11 protein-coding genes are annotated in these 15,474 nt (G+C 51.3%); 5 read left to right on the top strand and 6 right to left on the bottom strand.

Going from position 1 to position 15,474, the window contains the following annotated elements; all coding sequences use genetic code 11:
• Nucleotides 1–9 precede the first annotated feature (9 nt).
• A complete protein-coding gene (locus UNDYM_RS00055; RefSeq protein WP_162039181.1) occupies nucleotides 10–912 on the bottom strand; it encodes an ABC transporter permease in 903 nt (300 codons plus the stop codon).
• Between the two features lie 14 nt (nucleotides 913–926).
• Entirely contained in the window at nucleotides 927–1,904 is a 978-nt protein-coding gene (locus UNDYM_RS00050) for an ABC transporter permease (RefSeq protein ID WP_162039180.1), read from the bottom strand.
• Between the two features lie 259 nt (nucleotides 1,905–2,163).
• On the opposite strand from UNDYM_RS00050, the gene UNDYM_RS00045 reads away from it, so the two are divergent.
• The 5 genes from UNDYM_RS00045 to UNDYM_RS00025 all read left to right on the top strand — a co-directional run bounded on the left by UNDYM_RS00045 (nucleotide 2,164) and on the right by UNDYM_RS00025 (nucleotide 8,228).
• Nucleotides 2,164–2,640, top strand: a complete 477-nt coding sequence (locus UNDYM_RS00045; RefSeq protein ID WP_162039179.1) for a hypothetical protein — start codon at nucleotides 2,164–2,166, stop codon at nucleotides 2,638–2,640.
• A 265-nt stretch (nucleotides 2,641–2,905) separates the two neighbouring features.
• Entirely contained in the window at nucleotides 2,906–4,102 is a 1,197-nt protein-coding gene (locus tag UNDYM_RS00040; RefSeq protein WP_162039178.1) for a M20 aminoacylase family protein, read from the top strand.
• A 73-nt stretch (nucleotides 4,103–4,175) separates the two neighbouring features.
• Nucleotides 4,176–4,754, top strand: coding sequence for an ATP-dependent Clp protease proteolytic subunit (locus tag UNDYM_RS00035; RefSeq protein ID WP_162039177.1), 579 nt, complete (start codon nucleotides 4,176–4,178; stop codon nucleotides 4,752–4,754).
• A gap of 365 nt (nucleotides 4,755–5,119) precedes the next feature.
• Nucleotides 5,120–6,103, top strand: coding sequence for a PHB depolymerase family esterase (locus tag UNDYM_RS00030; RefSeq protein ID WP_162039176.1), 984 nt, complete (start codon nucleotides 5,120–5,122; stop codon nucleotides 6,101–6,103).
• A 259-nt stretch (nucleotides 6,104–6,362) separates the two neighbouring features.
• A complete protein-coding gene (locus UNDYM_RS00025) occupies nucleotides 6,363–8,228 on the top strand; it encodes a reverse transcriptase domain-containing protein (RefSeq protein WP_162039175.1) in 1,866 nt (621 codons plus the stop codon).
• A 34-nt stretch (nucleotides 8,229–8,262) separates the two neighbouring features.
• On the opposite strand, the gene UNDYM_RS00020 is transcribed toward UNDYM_RS00025, so the two are convergent.
• The 4 genes from UNDYM_RS00020 to dnaA form a co-directional block, all read right to left on the bottom strand.
• The gene (locus UNDYM_RS00020) at nucleotides 8,263–9,300 is read right to left on the bottom strand and encodes a PIN domain-containing protein (protein ID WP_162039174.1); all 1,038 of its coding nucleotides are present in this window, start codon (nucleotides 9,298–9,300) and stop codon (nucleotides 8,263–8,265) included.
• A gap of 121 nt (nucleotides 9,301–9,421) precedes the next feature.
• Nucleotides 9,422–11,917 (bottom strand): DNA topoisomerase (ATP-hydrolyzing) subunit B, encoded by a 2,496-nt coding sequence (gene gyrB, locus UNDYM_RS00015; RefSeq protein ID WP_162039173.1) that lies wholly within the window; start codon nucleotides 11,915–11,917, stop codon nucleotides 9,422–9,424.
• Nucleotides 11,918–12,151: 234 nt separating this feature from the next.
• The gene (dnaN, locus tag UNDYM_RS00010) at nucleotides 12,152–13,258 is read right to left on the bottom strand and encodes a DNA polymerase III subunit beta (protein WP_162039172.1); all 1,107 of its coding nucleotides are present in this window, start codon (nucleotides 13,256–13,258) and stop codon (nucleotides 12,152–12,154) included.
• A gap of 622 nt (nucleotides 13,259–13,880) precedes the next feature.
• Nucleotides 13,881–15,275, bottom strand: coding sequence for a chromosomal replication initiator protein DnaA (dnaA, locus tag UNDYM_RS00005; RefSeq protein ID WP_162039171.1), 1,395 nt, complete (start codon nucleotides 15,273–15,275; stop codon nucleotides 13,881–13,883).
• Nucleotides 15,276–15,474: the final 199 nt, after the last annotated feature.

Raw genomic sequence — 15,474 nt, 5'->3', positions numbered from 1 at the left:
CTGTTTTACCTATTGCGTCTGCAAGCGCGGGTTAAGCACATCGCGCAAATGGTCAGCCACCAGGTTGATGGATACCACCGTCAGCAACAAGGCCAGGCCGGGATAAAAACTGATCCAGTATTTGCCGGACAACAGGTATTGATAACCATTGGCGATCAGCAAACCCAGCGAGGGTTCAGTCACTGGCAAACCCAGGCCCAAAAATGAGAGCGTCGCTTCCAGCGAAATCGCTGACGCCACCTGCAAGGCTGCGATGACGATCAATGGTGGCAGGCAGTTAGGCAGCAAGTGACGCCAGATAATGCGTGCCGGTGACAAGCCCAGGCCGACTGCGGCTTCTATATATTCTTTCTGTCTTTCCACCAATGCCGCACTGCGGGCCGTGCGCGCATAATAGGCCCATTGCACCAGCACCAGCGCGATGATGATCTTGCCTACGCCCTGCCCTGTCAGCGCCAGCAAAATCATGGCGATCAGGATGGCGGGAAAAGATAACTGTATGTCAGCAATACGCATGATAAGGGATTCAACACGCCCCCCCAGATAACCCGCCAACAAGCCCAGGCTGAGGCCAATTGCCAGCGCAATCACAGTACTGGAAAAACCAACGATGAGCGAAATACGCAAACCATAGAAAATGGCCGACAACATATCGCGCCCCTGCTCATCGGTGCCTAGCAAAAACGTGTGCTTGCCATCGGCAGAGAGTTTGCCAGGTTCCAGCCGTGAATCCATGACATCCAGCGCCATCAGGTCATAGGGGTTTTGCGGTGAGATCAGCGGTGCAAATATCGCCAGCAAGACCAGCAGCACTAAAATCAAACTGCCCAAGCTGGCGATGCGGCTGGCAAAGAAGTCGCGCAAGAAACGCTGCAAGGGCGTTTCAATTTTTGGAGTGATCGTTTCAGCCATCGCGGTCATAAAAATCAGCCCCGGCTTTCTGACAAACGCACGCGCGGGTCCAGCAATGAATACACCACATCCACCACCAGGTTAATAAAGATAAACAGGCTGACGATCAGCAGCAGATAGGCAACAATGACCGGCCTGTCCAGCACGCGTATCGAATCGATAATAAGCTTGCCCATGCCTGGCCAGGCAAACACTGATTCAGTGACAATCGCAAACGCGATGATGGAACCGAATTGCAAGGCAATCACGGTGACAATAGGGATAAGGATATTCTTGAGTACATGCACGCCGATGATGCGGCTATTGCGCAAACCCTTGGCGCGGGCAAAGCGCACATAGTCTTGCAGCAGCGCTTCTTGCGCACCAGAGCGCGTCAGGCGTATCACCATGGCGATATTAAAGAGCGCCAGGTTCAGCGCAGGCAAGAGCAAATGCTTGAGGCCATCGAGACTCAAGAAACTCACAGGTATGCCCAGCAAGAGTGTCGTCTCGCCACGTCCACTGGAAGGCAACCAACCCAATTGCACAGCGAACACCATGATCAACATCAGCCCTACCCAAAAGGTAGGCAGGGAGAAGCCCAGTATCGATACCGCCATGATGCTTTTTGCAGCAATGCTGTCAGGCCGCAAACCAGCCAGCAAACCCAGCGGGATGCCGAGCAAGATCGCAATCAATATGGCAAACACCGCCAGTTCCAGCGTGGCTGGCATACGTTCTATGATGAGACCCAGTGCCGGTGTCGCATAAGCGAAGGAACGCCCCATGTCGCCAGCCAGGGCATTTTTCAAAAATAACCAGTATTGCTGCGGCAGGCTCTGGTCCAGGCCAAAGGCAGCGATGATGCGCGCACGCTCAAGCTGATCTGCCTCAGGGCTGATCAGGATATCGATTGGGTTGCCTATTGCATACACGCCAGCAAATACCAGCAGTGACATGAGCAGCAAAACTGCCAGGCTTTGCAGCAGGCGGCGCAAGATAAACCCTGACATGTATCAGACCTGCCTTGAGATTGTCGGCAGATACAGGGAATCCGCCTGGGTTGGCCCATGGCTGGTTTTCCGGCATGAAAGTTTCATGAGTATCTGCATTGCGTATATATAATGTTTTACCGTCTTTTAGCGAATTTTACAGGCTTTATGTCAGGCTCGTGCGCAGACTCGTGCGCAGGCTCGTGCAGACTGTACCATCTGCTACACTAAGCAAGCTGCGGGCCTTGCCTGCGACTCTACCCGTATAAACTGAGCTTACATGCCCATCAACAAGCGTATTGCATTGCGTATTGCCCTGCATCTTTTCCTCATCCTGCTGGTCATGATACTGCCACCTTTGGTGTATGACTACATCAGCCACAGCGATCTCAGCAAGGTGCCTGGCATGCTTATGCTTGGAGGTCTCAGTTACCCTGCTTATTTTTCTTATCTGACAACACGCCTGCGCAGCGACCGCGCCAGACTGATATTGCTGCACCTGATCGCGTTGCTGACGATATCTTTCTTCATGCTTGAGGCCAGTGGCCGCACCACCCCGCTGATCGTGCTCTTGTTGCCCGCCATCCTCGGTTTGAGCACGCTGCCCGTGGCTGCCATTGCCCGGTTGCGCCAAGAAAGGGCACTGGCAATCAACTGCCTATGGAGCAGCCTGGTATCTGGCCCCATAGGCCTGATACTGAGCATGCTGGCCATTTATGGCGCGGGCATGAGTGCGATGTCTGGAATGCGCTGGTAAGGTAAGCTGGTCAAAGTATTTAGTCAAAGCAGTTTTTGTAGTATGCATATGCAATCCTGGCACAGATGGACCGCTACCAGTTTGCCCGGAATCTGGTATCTTTCTCTATACTGAAGAAACATGTCGTAAGCGGGTATTGAGCCAAATACCGTGCTGGCTATCATTTTTCTTATCAACAGGATAACATCCTGCAAAGAATAGCTTGTGCTTATGCGCCAGTAGCTTATTGCCAGCGCATTGATGCAATGCAATCCGGAGACAAAAAATGAACCTGATCGATCCTATCGTCCAATTCCAGGCCGAAATCCAGCAAATCCGGCGTGATATCCACGCCCACCCCGAGCTTTGCTTTGAAGAACACCGCACCTCTGAAGTTGTCGCGCAAAAGCTGGAGGCCTGGGGCATACCCATCATCCGTGGCCTGGCTGGCACAGGCATCGTCGGCGTACTCAAGAATGGCACTAGCGAACGGGCCATAGGCTTGCGTGCCGATATGGATGCCCTGCCCATGCAGGAAATCAATACCTTTGCCCATACCTCAAAACACGATGGAAAAATGCATGCCTGCGGCCATGATGGTCACACCGCCATGCTGCTGGGGGCGGCACATTACCTGTCCAAATATAAAGAATTTGATGGCACCGTCTATCTGATCTTCCAGCCTGCCGAAGAAGGCGGCGGCGGTGCGCGGCGCATGATAGAAGAAGGCATGTTCGACAAATACCCCATGGATGCCGTCTTTGGCATGCATAACTGGCCGGGCGCAGCAGTGGGCACTTTTGGTGTCACACCTGGCCCAATGATGGCCTCGTCAAATGAATTTGAAGTCATCGTCAGAGGCAAGGGTGCCCATGCGGCGCAACCGCACAAGGGCATAGACCCTATCATGGTCGCGGTACAAATGGCACAGAGCTGGCAAACCATCGTCAGCCGCAATGCCAGCCCGCTGGAGTCTGCCGTTTTGTCTGTCACCCAAATCCATTCTGGCAGTGCCACCAATGTGATACCCGATGAAGCAACACTGATAGGCACGGTACGCGCCTTCAGCACCGAAATGATAGACCTCATAGAAAAACGCATGCGCACCATTGCCGAACATACCGCTGCGGCTTTTGATGCCCAGGTGGATTTCCGCTTCAAGCGCAATTACCCGCCCCTGATCAACCATGCCAGGGAAACCGCTTTTGCCGCAGAGGTGATGCGCAGTGTAGTAGGTGCAGACAAGGTCGATGAAAGGGTAGAACCCACCATGGGCGCAGAAGACTTTTCTTTCATGCTACAGGCCAAGCCGGGCTGCTATGCCTTTTTGGGCAATGGTGACGGTGGGCACAGGGACATGGGCCACGGCCTCGGGCCTTGCAACTTGCACAACCCCAGCTATGACTTCAATGATGATTTGCTGCCCATAGGCGCAACTTATTGGGTCAGGCTGGCAGAAGCCTACTTGAAAAAAAGCACCTGAGCTGCCATTTACCCAGCCTGTATTCCCTAAAAATACCATCTACATCTAGCAGTCCAACCTTAAGAAGACTTTCATGGCCGACGAAAAAGACAACAACGAAGTACAACGCAGCCCTTTCCTAGAAGAAAAGGCCTTCAAATCCCGCACCGTGCTGGTATTTGGCACCATCAATGACAAACTGGCGGCTGAAGTCAGCAAGCGCCTGATCGCCCTGTCGGCAGAGTCCAAAGACCCCATCACCATCCTGGTATCTTCCCCCGGCGGCCATGTCGAATCTGGCGATGTCATCCATGACATCATCAAGTTCATCGATGCACCAGTGAATATCGTTGGCACAGGCTGGGTAGGCAGTGCTGCCGTCAATGTTTTCCTGTCCGTCCCCAAAGAGCGCCGCGTCTGCCTGCCAAACACTCGCTTTTTGATACACCAGCCCAGCGGCGGCATAGGTGGCCAGGCAACCGACATCGCCATCCAGGCCCGTGAGATCGTCAAGATACGCGAACGCATCGCCGCCCTGATCGCCAAAGAATCCGGCCAGTCCCTGGAAAAAGTCACCACCGACATCGACCGCGATTACTGGATGAGCGCTGCAGAAGCCATGGAATACGGCCTGGTATCGCGCATCATCATCAAGCAGGGTGAACTGTCCTAAGTTCAGTACTCAGTCACCGGGCTTTACCCCTTGGCATCAGGATATGGCTCACTGCATGAAGTGAGCCATATTTGAATAAGCCATATTTAAGCGAGCCCAATCAAGAGAGCAATTCAGCAGCAACCAAACGCATCGTCGCGACAAATCACGCAAGACCGCACTTGCTGCCACGCCGCAGTGTTGCTTGGTGCTACTTAGTATCGCTTAGTGCTGTTATATCTCGTTGATCCCTGGGCTCAGGCTCTTGCTTGAGTGCTTACTTGAATACTTACCTGAGTACTTATTCAGGCAGGTCAACAACAGGTAGTACGACCTGGCAAACGATGAGGATTTCCCTCTCAACGCCCAGCCACTGAAAGTGCGCCATGAAACGAGTCCTACGCTGGTTTGCTTGGATCATGCTGAGCCTGCTCACCCTCATCGCACTATGCGGCGCACTGTTCGCCTACTTCATTTATTCCCCAGCACCCGTACGCCCAGCCTTGTCAGGCGCTGTGCAAAAAGGCAGCATACAGGCAGGCGGCATCAAACGCACCTACATCAGCTACGTACCACGCGACCTACCCAAAGGCGCACCGCTGATGCTGGTCATGCACGGCTCTGGCCAAAGCGCAGAAGACATACGCGTAGAAACCGGCTACGGCTTCGAACGCCTCGCAGATCAACACGGCTTCGCCATAGCCTACCCCGAATCCTACAGCTTTGACTGGAACGACTGCGGCAAAGTCGGCGACTACCAGGTCAATGGCCGCGATATTGACGACGTCAGTTTCCTCAACGCCCTGACAGACAAACTCATCAACGACCTGGGCACAGACAAAACCCGCGTATTCGCCACCGGCGTCTCCGCAGGCGGCTTCATGTCACTACGCCTGGCACTGGAATCCCCAAGCCACTTCCGCGCCGTAGCCGCAGTTTCAGCAAGCGTGCAAGTCCCCCAAAACTTCCGCTGCAAACCCGCTGGCACAGGCTTAACCTCAGTCATGATCATGAACGGCACCAAAGACCCGCTAGTGCCCTACAATGGCGGCGAAGTGAACCTGCTAGGCCTGTTCTACAAATGCGGCGACGTACTCAATGCCCGCGCATCCGCGCAATACTTCGCAGACCTGCACAAGATCACAGCCACACCCACAGAACAGACAACCGCAATATCAGGCGTCGATGTAGAACAAGTAAGCTGGAAGCAAGACCCCAGAACCGAAGTTGAACTCGTCACCATCCACGGCGGCGGACATGGCTTACCGCAACCCTACTATCGCCGCGCACGCCTGCTAGGCCCGTCGCCGATGGCACCGAACGGGGCGGAAATGATTTGGGAGTTCTTTGCGCGGCAGGAGCGGTTTTGATAAGCATAACAAGTGCTCGCGCTTGAATTGTGAAAATGTTCAATTAAGCAAAGATAAGAAATTAGTAGAAATATTGTATGAGTTGATAAAAAAAGGGACACACTCAAATTTTGAAGTTGCAATATGTTTAATTTTCAACTTAAAATCTATAGCCACCTCAATATAGACTTAATCTGATCCGCGTTAACGCAGATCTTGTAGCGAGGTAACCCCGTCTCTCCGCTAGTATTGTGAGCAGATGGTCGCGTAGTTGGTAAAGGTGAAAGATGTTGAGGTGGCAACTGCTTGGGCCCATATGACTGACTCAGACATTCATTTTGACGTATTAAATCTCCCGTTTAGGGAAGCACTTATTAGGACTAATGTTGAGTTCATGTCACGGTATCTATTAGGGATACCTTATTCAGAAGTAAAGAAAATAATCTATCCAACTCCATCCTATAAAATTTTTCTGATTACAAAACGTAATGGCAAGGCGAGAATTATTCAGGAGCCGAGAAAGGCATTAAAAGAACTTCAATTAAAGGTCTTGTCTTTTTTGGAGACAAGAGGCGGCAACCCAAAAGCATGCGTTCATGGGTTTACTAAAAGGCGAAGTATTCTAACAAATGCATTGCGGCATTGTTCGACGCAAACGCATCATTTGTTGAACATTGATCTTCAAGATTTTTTTCCGTCGATTAATTTTTTTCGTGTACGTGGGGTTTTCCAAAGCAAACCATTCGAATGTTCATACAGCGTAGCGACAGTCCTTGCGCATTTGTGTACGCATAGAAATGAACTGCCTCAGGGGGCGCCTACTTCTCCGATACTTGCCAACTTAGTCTGTCGAAAAATGGACAGCGAATTAATGGCTCTTGCCAGGCGCCATAGAGCAACTTACACAAGATACGCAGATGACATTTCATTTTCATTTTCGATCCGTGATGCTGTACGTTTACCTGAAAATATTTGCAGATTTGAGAGCGGAACTTTAACTTTGGGCCAAGAATTGCAATCCATAATTCTTGAAAACAGTTTTAATATTAATTCAACTAAAAATAGATTAAGTAATCGTTTAAATAGACTTGAAGTAACAGGTATTACTATTAATGAGTTCCCAAACGTCAAGCGCAATTTCATTGATCGCATACGTGGCGCTTTGCATGCATGGGAGGTTTTTGGTTATATCAAGGCGCGAGATCAATGGGATGCACTTATTTCAGAAGGCCTTAGATTAACTCGTGAAAAACGTATTTGGCTTAGACAACGACGTACACGAGCTGTACCAGAATTAGCTAACGTCTTATGGGGTAAATTGTTGTATCTTCGCATGGTTCGTGGTGCAGATGACGCGATCTACACAAGACTTGCTGAGAGATATAATGTTTTGTGTGCTAAGGAAGTTGAGGAAGGGCGAAACTTCTTTTTCTCAAAATTACCTGTGGAGCCAATCGTGAGAAATTCGCATGATGTGGACCATGCAGTTTTTGTTGTTGAATGGGGTGGACTTTATCCAGTCGAGGGTGCTAAAGCCCCAGAGTTTGTTTGCGGTCAGGGAACTGCATTTTTATATCAATCGAATAATTGCCTAGTCACTTGTGAGCACGTTTTTCGCTATAAAGAATCCGTAAAAATTACTAAATATGGGGAAGAAGTGGAAGAAATCCTGGACACAGGTTATATGTCGCCCGATGTTTATGAAAAAAATATCACAATCCATAGTCCGGTGCGAGGTCAAACCTGGGATGCCAAATTAGTACATTATGATAGTGATCGTGATTTAGCTATTCTTGAGTTTGTATCCCCTCCAGAGAATGTTAGACATTTTACGAGCCTTGACGCACCAATCAAAAAAAATGAACCAGGTTATCTTATTGGATTCCCAAATTGGAACCCTGGCCGCTTCTCTAATCAAACTAATGCCTCTGTTTTGAATCGCTTTCCTCGCAAAGGTCTCCAACGTATCGAAGTTTCGACAAATGTTCGTAAAGGAAATAGTGGCGGCCCATATGTGGACGAGCTTTTCCGAGTCGCTGGAATCGCTCAGGAAGGAGCTACACAAAGTGGTGGTAATGATGAATGTCTATGCGTAAGCGAATTGAATACTTGGCTTAAAAATAGTACGAACAAAAAAGAGACTTGAATCTGACGCATCAATGAATTGCGTCGATCGTACTTCACGTATCGAGCATATCCCACTCGTCGCCGAGAACCCAGCGTATTGCGGACAGCTTTCCGTTGAGCATCCCCCATTCAAAATCCGTCCAAGGTCCCAATTCCCCAACGCCGAATTCTTCTTCAGCGCTTTTCATTGCAGCGATCATTCCTTCCCAAATAGTATCCACCATCAGATAGCGACGTTCTTCTGGTGTAGCCTGGTCCCAGATTTCTTTTGATACAAGCTTTTCCTCACCGCTCTCGACACTATCGATAATGTGCCATTTTCTGCCGTACCAAATTTGTGTCGTGAGTTTGTTCTCTGCCTCGAGTAACTCAGAGAGCTGCCGAGAATCTTGACTGTATTCGCGTTCGAATCTGGTCTCTTCTATTAGCTCACTCGCAAACTCGCTGAGCAGAACGCTCAGGTTCGTTTCGTATCTCGACCTCGTACCATCGAAAAGCGATGTTAAATCCTCGTGAGGCAACCGCGTGTCGGCACCCTTTTGGCTGAAGTCATGAGTATTGTGGGTCACGAATGCAAACACGTCCTCTTCGTTGCGCGTAGCAAGCGCATCAATGTAGCTTTCGATGATGATCGCATCCCCCATCCCATTTATCTGCCGGTGGAAAGGTGCTATCTTCGAAATGGCTCGATCTGCTGCGCGGATCTTAATGGAGTCACTGATCGGCATTGGGGCTGACTCAGCAAATAGGCTTTCGACTATATCCACAGCCTCGCTCACCGCTTCGCCGCCCGAAACAATCCGGTGATCCACTTCATTTAATTGGGCTAAGGTGGCATCGCGCCCCTCAGGTGGTGCAAACTGAATAATTGCCTCTTTCACTCGCTTGAAGTGACTAGACAGACTAGCGCGGCTTGCAGCCATTACTCGATCACGATTTCGCCCGAATTCATCTACGACGATTTGAGGCACAATTAGAACCACCTGACCGTTTCGCGTCATGGTAAAAAGCGCGTCCAAAAGTGGTAACTGGCGGTGGTCCTTCGCCAAGTCGAGCCATACTGAGGTATCGATAACTAAATTTAGAATCATCTTCACCCATACTCAAAACACGGAAAACCCTAAAATACCTAGCAGCTATGTTGCATTAATTGTGGCAGAACTTTTTCACTAATCTGTCACGCTTTTCATTTTCCGTGTCACCCGACAATTATCAAACGTCAATATTCCCCGCCCTCAACGCATTCGATTCAATAAACGCCCTGCGTGGTTCCACATCGTCGCCCATCAGGGTCGTAAAGATTTGATCCGCGGCAATCGCGTCCTCGATTTGTACTTTGAGCAGGCGGCGGACTGTGGGGTCCATGGTGGTTTCCCAGAGTTGGCTTGGGTTCATTTCGCCCAGACCTTTATAGCGTTGTTTGCTGACTCCACGTTCGGCTTCGTCGCGCAGCCAGAGCATGGCCTGGTGGAAGTCGTGGACGGCGATTTCCTTGGCTTTTTCGCCTTCACCGCGGCGGATGAATGCACCTTCTGTGAGCAGGCCCTTGAAGGTGGTTGCGGCGTTTTCCAGCACTTTGTAGTCGGCACCATCGACAAAGTCGGCATCGATGCTGCTGACCTTGATGTTGCCGTGGTACAGGCGTTCTATGCGCAGGCTGAAGGCGCCTGAGAGTTCGTCGCTGCGTACAACTGCTTTGACGGCGTTGTCGCCGATGGCGGCAGTCAGGGCAGTGGCGGATGCTTCTGCGTTTTCTGCGGTGTCCAGTTTGAGCGTGACGCCGGTCATGATGGCGGTGAGGGCGGCGCGGTCGATGACGCGGGTCAGGCGCATCATGATGGCGTTGGCCAGGTTGTACTGGCGTACCAGTTCGCCCAGGGCTTCGCCAGTGATGGGGGCTGCGCCTGTGCCTGGTGTGAGGGATGCGCCGGTCAGGGCCACGGTCATCATGTAGGTGGCTTCTTCTGCATCATCTTTGAGATAACGCTCATCGCGGCCTGCCTTGACTTTGTAGAGTGGTGGCTGGGCGATGTAGATGTGGCCGCGTTCTACCAGTTGTGGCATCTGGCGATAGAACAGGGTCAGCAGCAGGGTGCGGATGTGGGCACCGTCAACGTCCGCATCGGTCATGATGATGATGCGGTGGTAGCGCAGTTTGTCGGCATTGAATTCATCCGGGCCTATGCTGGTGCCCAGGGTGGCGATCAGGGTGGTGATCTGTTCACTGGACAGCATTTTTTCAAAGCGGGCTTTTTCTACGTTGAGGACTTTACCGCGCAGTGGCAAGATGGCCTGGAACTTGCGGTCGCGGCCTTGCTTGGCTGATCCACCCGCAGAGTCACCTTCGACGATGTACAGTTCGCACAGGGCGGGGTCTTTTTCCTGGCAGTCTGCCAGTTTGGAAGACAGGCCCAGGCCGTCCATGACGCCTTTGCGGCGTGTCAGTTCGCGGGCTTTGCGCGCAGCTTCACGGGCACGTGCGGCTTCAACGATTTTGCCGCAAATGATCTTGGCGTCGTTGGGTTTTTCCATCAAGAAGTCGGTCAGGGTCTTGGCGACTATCTCTTCTACCGGGCCGCGTACTTCACTGGAGACGAGTTTGTCTTTGGTCTGGGAGCTGAACTTTGGTTCTGGCACTTTGACGGACAGGACGCAGGTCAGGCCTTCGCGCATGTCGTCGCCGCTGACTTCTACCTTGGCTTTTTTGGCGAACTCGTGCTCTTCAATATACTTGTTGATGACGCGTGTCATCGCGGCGCGCAGGCCGGTCAGGTGGGTGCCACCATCGCGCTGCGGGATGTTATTGGTGAAGCATAGTACCTGTTCATTGTAGGCGTCGTTCCATTGCATGGAGACGTCGACCGTGATGGTGGTGTTCTGGTCAGACTGGCGCTCGCCAGTGGCCTGGAATATCGTTGGGTTGAGTATGCTTTTGTTTTTGTTGATGTATTCAACAAAGCCGCGAGTGCCGCCTTCAAAGGCAAACAATTCTTCTTTGCCGGTGCGGTGGTCATTCAGTTTGATGCGTACGCCATTATTCAGGAAGGACAATTCGCGTATGCGCTTGGCCAGGATTTCATAATGGAATTCTACGTGAGTGAAGATTTCTTCATCGGCCCAGAAGTGGACTTCAGTACCGCGCTTGTCGGTGTCACCAACGACCTTGATTGGTGAAGTGAGTACGCCATCAACGGTTTCGAGTTCGCGGTTTTGCACTACACCTTTGGCAAATTCCATGGTGTGCATTTTGCCGTCGCGGCGGATAGTCAGCTTGAGCAGCTTGGACAGGCCATTCACGCAGGACACACCCACGCCATGCAGACCGCCGGATACCTTGTAGGAGTTTTGATCGAACTTGCCACCGGCATGCAGCTCGGTCATGACGATCTCAGCGGCGCTGCGTTTTGGGTCGTGCTTGTCATCCCATTTGATGCCGGTAGGGATGCCGCGACCATTGTCAGTAATGGAGATGGAGTTGTCGCTGTGGATAGTGACATTGATCTCGGTACAGTGACCTGCCAGGGATTCATCAATGGAGTTATCCAGCACTTCAAAGACCAGGTGATGGAGACCGGTGCCGTCCGAGGTGTCACCGATGTACATGCCGGGGCGTTTCCGCACGGCTTCCAGGCCTTCCAGAATCTGGATTGAGGATGCGCCGTATTGACTTGGCTGCGCTGGAGTGTTGTCTTGGGTGTTATCGGACATGGCTACCTTCTAAAAAAACGAACTGTTTTGGACAATTTTGTAAATCGCCCAATGTGAAACATATTCAGGGACTGCTTTGTCATTTCTGTGCAGGTGGGATTCAGTGTCTTGGGTGTTGATGCATCAGAGCATAACGACTAACGACACTGGATTCCCGCCTGCGCGGGAATGACGGTAATGAGATTGCCGTGAATTTAACGCGCTGCTTTCACGGCAATTCAGCACATAAAAAAACTATATCCGCATCGGCATGACGACATATTTGAAGTCGGTGTTGTCGGGGATAGTGATCAGTGCGGATGAATTGGAGTCGCCCAAAGACACCGATATCTGGTCGCATTTGAGGTTATTCAATACATCGAGCAGATAGCTGACGTTGAAGCCGATGTCCACGCTGTCGCCACCGTAGTCGATTTCAATTTCTTCTATCGCTTCTTCCTGGTCGGCATTGGTCGACAGGATCTGCATGAGGCCAGGGGTGATGACGCAACGCACGCCCTTGAACTTGTCAGACGTCATGATCGCGGCACGCTGCAATGAGCGCAGCAATTGTTCGCGGCCCAAAGTGAAGCTGTTTTTATAGCCTTTGGGGATGACGCGGTTAAAGTCAGGGAACTTGCCTTCGACCAGTTTGGAGATCAGTTCGATATCGGCAAAAGTCAGTTTGACCTGGTTGTTGGCGATGTCGATTTGTACCGGGTCTTCTTTGTCTTCCAGCAGGCGCTGCATCTCGATGATGGTCTTGCGCGGGATGATGACTTCATGACGCGGGAATTCTTGCTCGACTTCGACCTGGCAAAACGCCAGGCGATGACCATCAGTTGCCACGGCGATGACGTTCTTGCCATCGACGACCAGCAGCAAGCCATTCAGGTAATAACGAATGTCTTGTTGCGCCATCGAGAAATGCACCATGTTGAACAGGTGCTTCAGGGTTTTTTGTGGCAGGTTGACGCTGGCATTGAAATGCTCGGCCTGTGCCACAGTAGGGAATTCTTCTGCCGCCAGGGTTTGCAAGGAGAAGCGTGACTTGCCTGACTGCACGCTCATCTTTTTGTTTTCAAGCTTCAGGACAACATCATTGTCATCTGGCAGGGCGCGCAAAATATCCAGCAATTTGCGGGCTGCTACCGTCGTGGCCGTGACATCGCCGCCAGAACCTATGGCTGCCTTGGTCGTGATCTGCACTTCTATGTCTGTCGACAGGAACGACACCTGTTCACCGTCTTTGCGAATGAGGATATTGGCCAGAATCGGCAATGTATGCCGACGCTCGACAATACCACTCACAATTTGCAAAGGCCGGAGCAGGGTGTCCCGGTGGGTTTTAACCAATTGCATTTGAATATCCTCACTATTTTGTTTAAAGGATCGGAGTAAGCTAGCTTGCTCCCTTGCTTCTTTTTTTACTACTTCATCTATTTGCTACTGTCATGCTTGCTGCCTCGCAGGGTGCGCCGTGCGCACCTTCAGGGCTTTTGCTACTTTGGTGCGCAGGCGCACCCTACAAATTTTTCATTCCCTCCCTTTCAAGGGGAGGGTTAGGGTGGGGATGGGTTTCGGTTGATCAATCTTCGATCAAATTACGATAGAAACCCATCCCCATCCCTGCCTTCCCCTTGAAGGGGAAGGAGTTGAAACCCTGCAAACTTGTTCGTCGCTCTGGGCAAACGGTTCTTGCTCAGATGGATCCCAGCCTTCGCTGGGATGACGTTAATACTTTTCTTGTTACTTTAAACATCTGATACTTCGATGCGATCCGTATCCTCAAAATCGTCATTCCAGCGCAGGCTGGAATCCACCGGGCTGGCGCTCTAGGGGCGTTTGTTGCTTACGCATATCGCTGACTCCAGAGCAAAACCCTTGCCAACCCGTAGGGTACGCATGGCGCACCCTACAACATTTCTTACCTGCAACTGGGCACAAACCCATCCCAATTGCACATCCTACAACATCCAGCCCATCAACCCTTGAGCGTTTGCTCTAATACATGCAACTCATGGTTGCACTCGGGGTTTTTGGTACGGTCTGCCGCTATCTTGCGTACTGCGTGCAAGACCGTGGTATGGTCGCGGCCGCCGAAGAGTTCACCGATTTCCGGCAGGCTCTTTTGAGTCAACTCCTTGGCCAGGTACATGGCAATCTGGCGCGGTCTGGCGATATTGGCCGGACGTTTTTTTGAATACATGTCGGCGACCTTGATGTTGAAAAAGTCAGCAACTGTCTTCTGTATGTTTTCTACGGAAATCTGGCGGTTTTGTACCGACAGCAAATCCTTCAGGGCTTCTTTGACCACGTCGATGGTGATTTCTTTACCATGGAAGCGGGAGTAAGCCAAAATCTTGCGCAAGGCACCTTCAAGTTCACGCACGTTGGAGCGCAAATGCTTGGCGACGAAGAAGGCGACATCGTCGGAAATATTGACGCCTTCTGAATGGGCTTTCTTGAGCAGAATCGCTACGCGCATTTCCAGCTCTGGCGGTTCAATCGCGACTGTCAGGCCAGAGTCAAAGCGGGAGATCAGGCGGTCATCCATGCCGGTGATTTCTTTGGGATAAGTATCACTGGTGATGATGATCTGTTTCTTGGCGGCGATCAGTGCTTCAAAAGCATAAAAGAATTCTTCTTGCGTGCGGCTCTTGCCGCCAAAGAATTGAATATCATCGATCAGCAACAGATCAAGCGAATGGTAATAACGCTTGAATTCATCAAAACCCTTGCGCTGGTAAGCGGTCACTACGTCGCGTACATATTGTTCAGCGTGGATGTAGCGTATCTTGGCGTTTGGGTTATCAACCAGGATCTGGTTGCCGATGGCGTGGATCAAATGCGTTTTACCAAGGCCAACGCCGCCATACAGGAATAATGGGTTGTACGATACACCTGGGTTATTTGCCACCTGGATGGCAGCAGCGCGCGCCAGCTGGTTGGCCTTACCGGTAACGAAGCTGTCAAAAGTCAGGTCGGAATTAATACGGCTTTGCTCGCGGCGCGGCGATACTTCTGGCGCTGCGGGTTCGGACATCATTTCTGGCACGCTGCCCTGGGCATCAAGATCAGCATTCAAACCTTGCGGGCGTGGCGCGGCCGCTGCTGCTGGAGCAGTTTTTCTGTTGCCACGCGGGTCGAGCACGAACTGTACTTCGACATCCTCATCCCAGAACTGGTTAGCCAGGTCGGTGATGCGGCCAGCGAACTGGGCTTTGACCCAGTCGAGCTTGAAACGGTTGGGCGCAGCGATACGCAGCTTGCCGTTTTCAAAGTCAAGCGGTACTAGCGGTTTGATCCAGGCGCTATATTGCTGTGGTGGAAGCTCTTGCTCAAGTTGGGAAGAACAGGCCTGCCAGAAATTTTCCATGTATGACTTTAATTATTAAATGCAAATGCGCGGTGCCGAATTAAATTCTACCCTGGCGATATTTAGTAAGAATTACTAAGAGGCTGGTAGCCCTATCGCTTGGTAAGTTGTCTGAAAGACATAAAACGGTGCCGCGCTAATCCGCTATTTTAACCCCGCTTGACCGAGTTATCCACAGGTTTGGGTTTAAATTTATTCT

This window comes from Undibacterium sp. YM2 (genome assembly GCF_009937975.1).
In the GTDB taxonomy this organism is placed as follows: Bacteria; Pseudomonadota; Gammaproteobacteria; order Burkholderiales; family Burkholderiaceae_D; genus Undibacterium.
This window is presented reverse-complemented; position numbering and strand designations above follow the sequence as displayed.

What these genes read in the sequence shown, in the direction of transcription:
- dnaA (WP_162039171.1), bottom strand. Translation starts at nt 15,275, where the DNA reads ATGGAAAATTTCTGGCAGGCCTGTTCTTCCCAACTTGAGCAAGAGCTT.
- UNDYM_RS00055 (WP_162039181.1), bottom strand. Translation starts at nt 912, where the DNA reads ATGGCTGAAACGATCACTCCAAAAATTGAAACGCCCTTGCAGCGTTTC.
- dnaN (WP_162039172.1), bottom strand. Translation starts at nt 13,258, where the DNA reads ATGCAATTGGTTAAAACCCACCGGGACACCCTGCTCCGGCCTTTGCAA.
- UNDYM_RS00035 (WP_162039177.1), top strand. Translation starts at nt 4,176, where the DNA reads ATGGCCGACGAAAAAGACAACAACGAAGTACAACGCAGCCCTTTCCTA.
- UNDYM_RS00050 (WP_162039180.1), bottom strand. Translation starts at nt 1,904, where the DNA reads ATGTCAGGGTTTATCTTGCGCCGCCTGCTGCAAAGCCTGGCAGTTTTG.
- gyrB (WP_162039173.1), bottom strand. Translation starts at nt 11,917, where the DNA reads ATGTCCGATAACACCCAAGACAACACTCCAGCGCAGCCAAGTCAATAC.
- UNDYM_RS00020 (WP_162039174.1), bottom strand. Translation starts at nt 9,300, where the DNA reads ATGATTCTAAATTTAGTTATCGATACCTCAGTATGGCTCGACTTGGCG.
- UNDYM_RS00040 (WP_162039178.1), top strand. Translation starts at nt 2,906, where the DNA reads ATGAACCTGATCGATCCTATCGTCCAATTCCAGGCCGAAATCCAGCAA.
- UNDYM_RS00030 (WP_162039176.1), top strand. Translation starts at nt 5,120, where the DNA reads ATGAAACGAGTCCTACGCTGGTTTGCTTGGATCATGCTGAGCCTGCTC.
- UNDYM_RS00045 (WP_162039179.1), top strand. Translation starts at nt 2,164, where the DNA reads ATGCCCATCAACAAGCGTATTGCATTGCGTATTGCCCTGCATCTTTTC.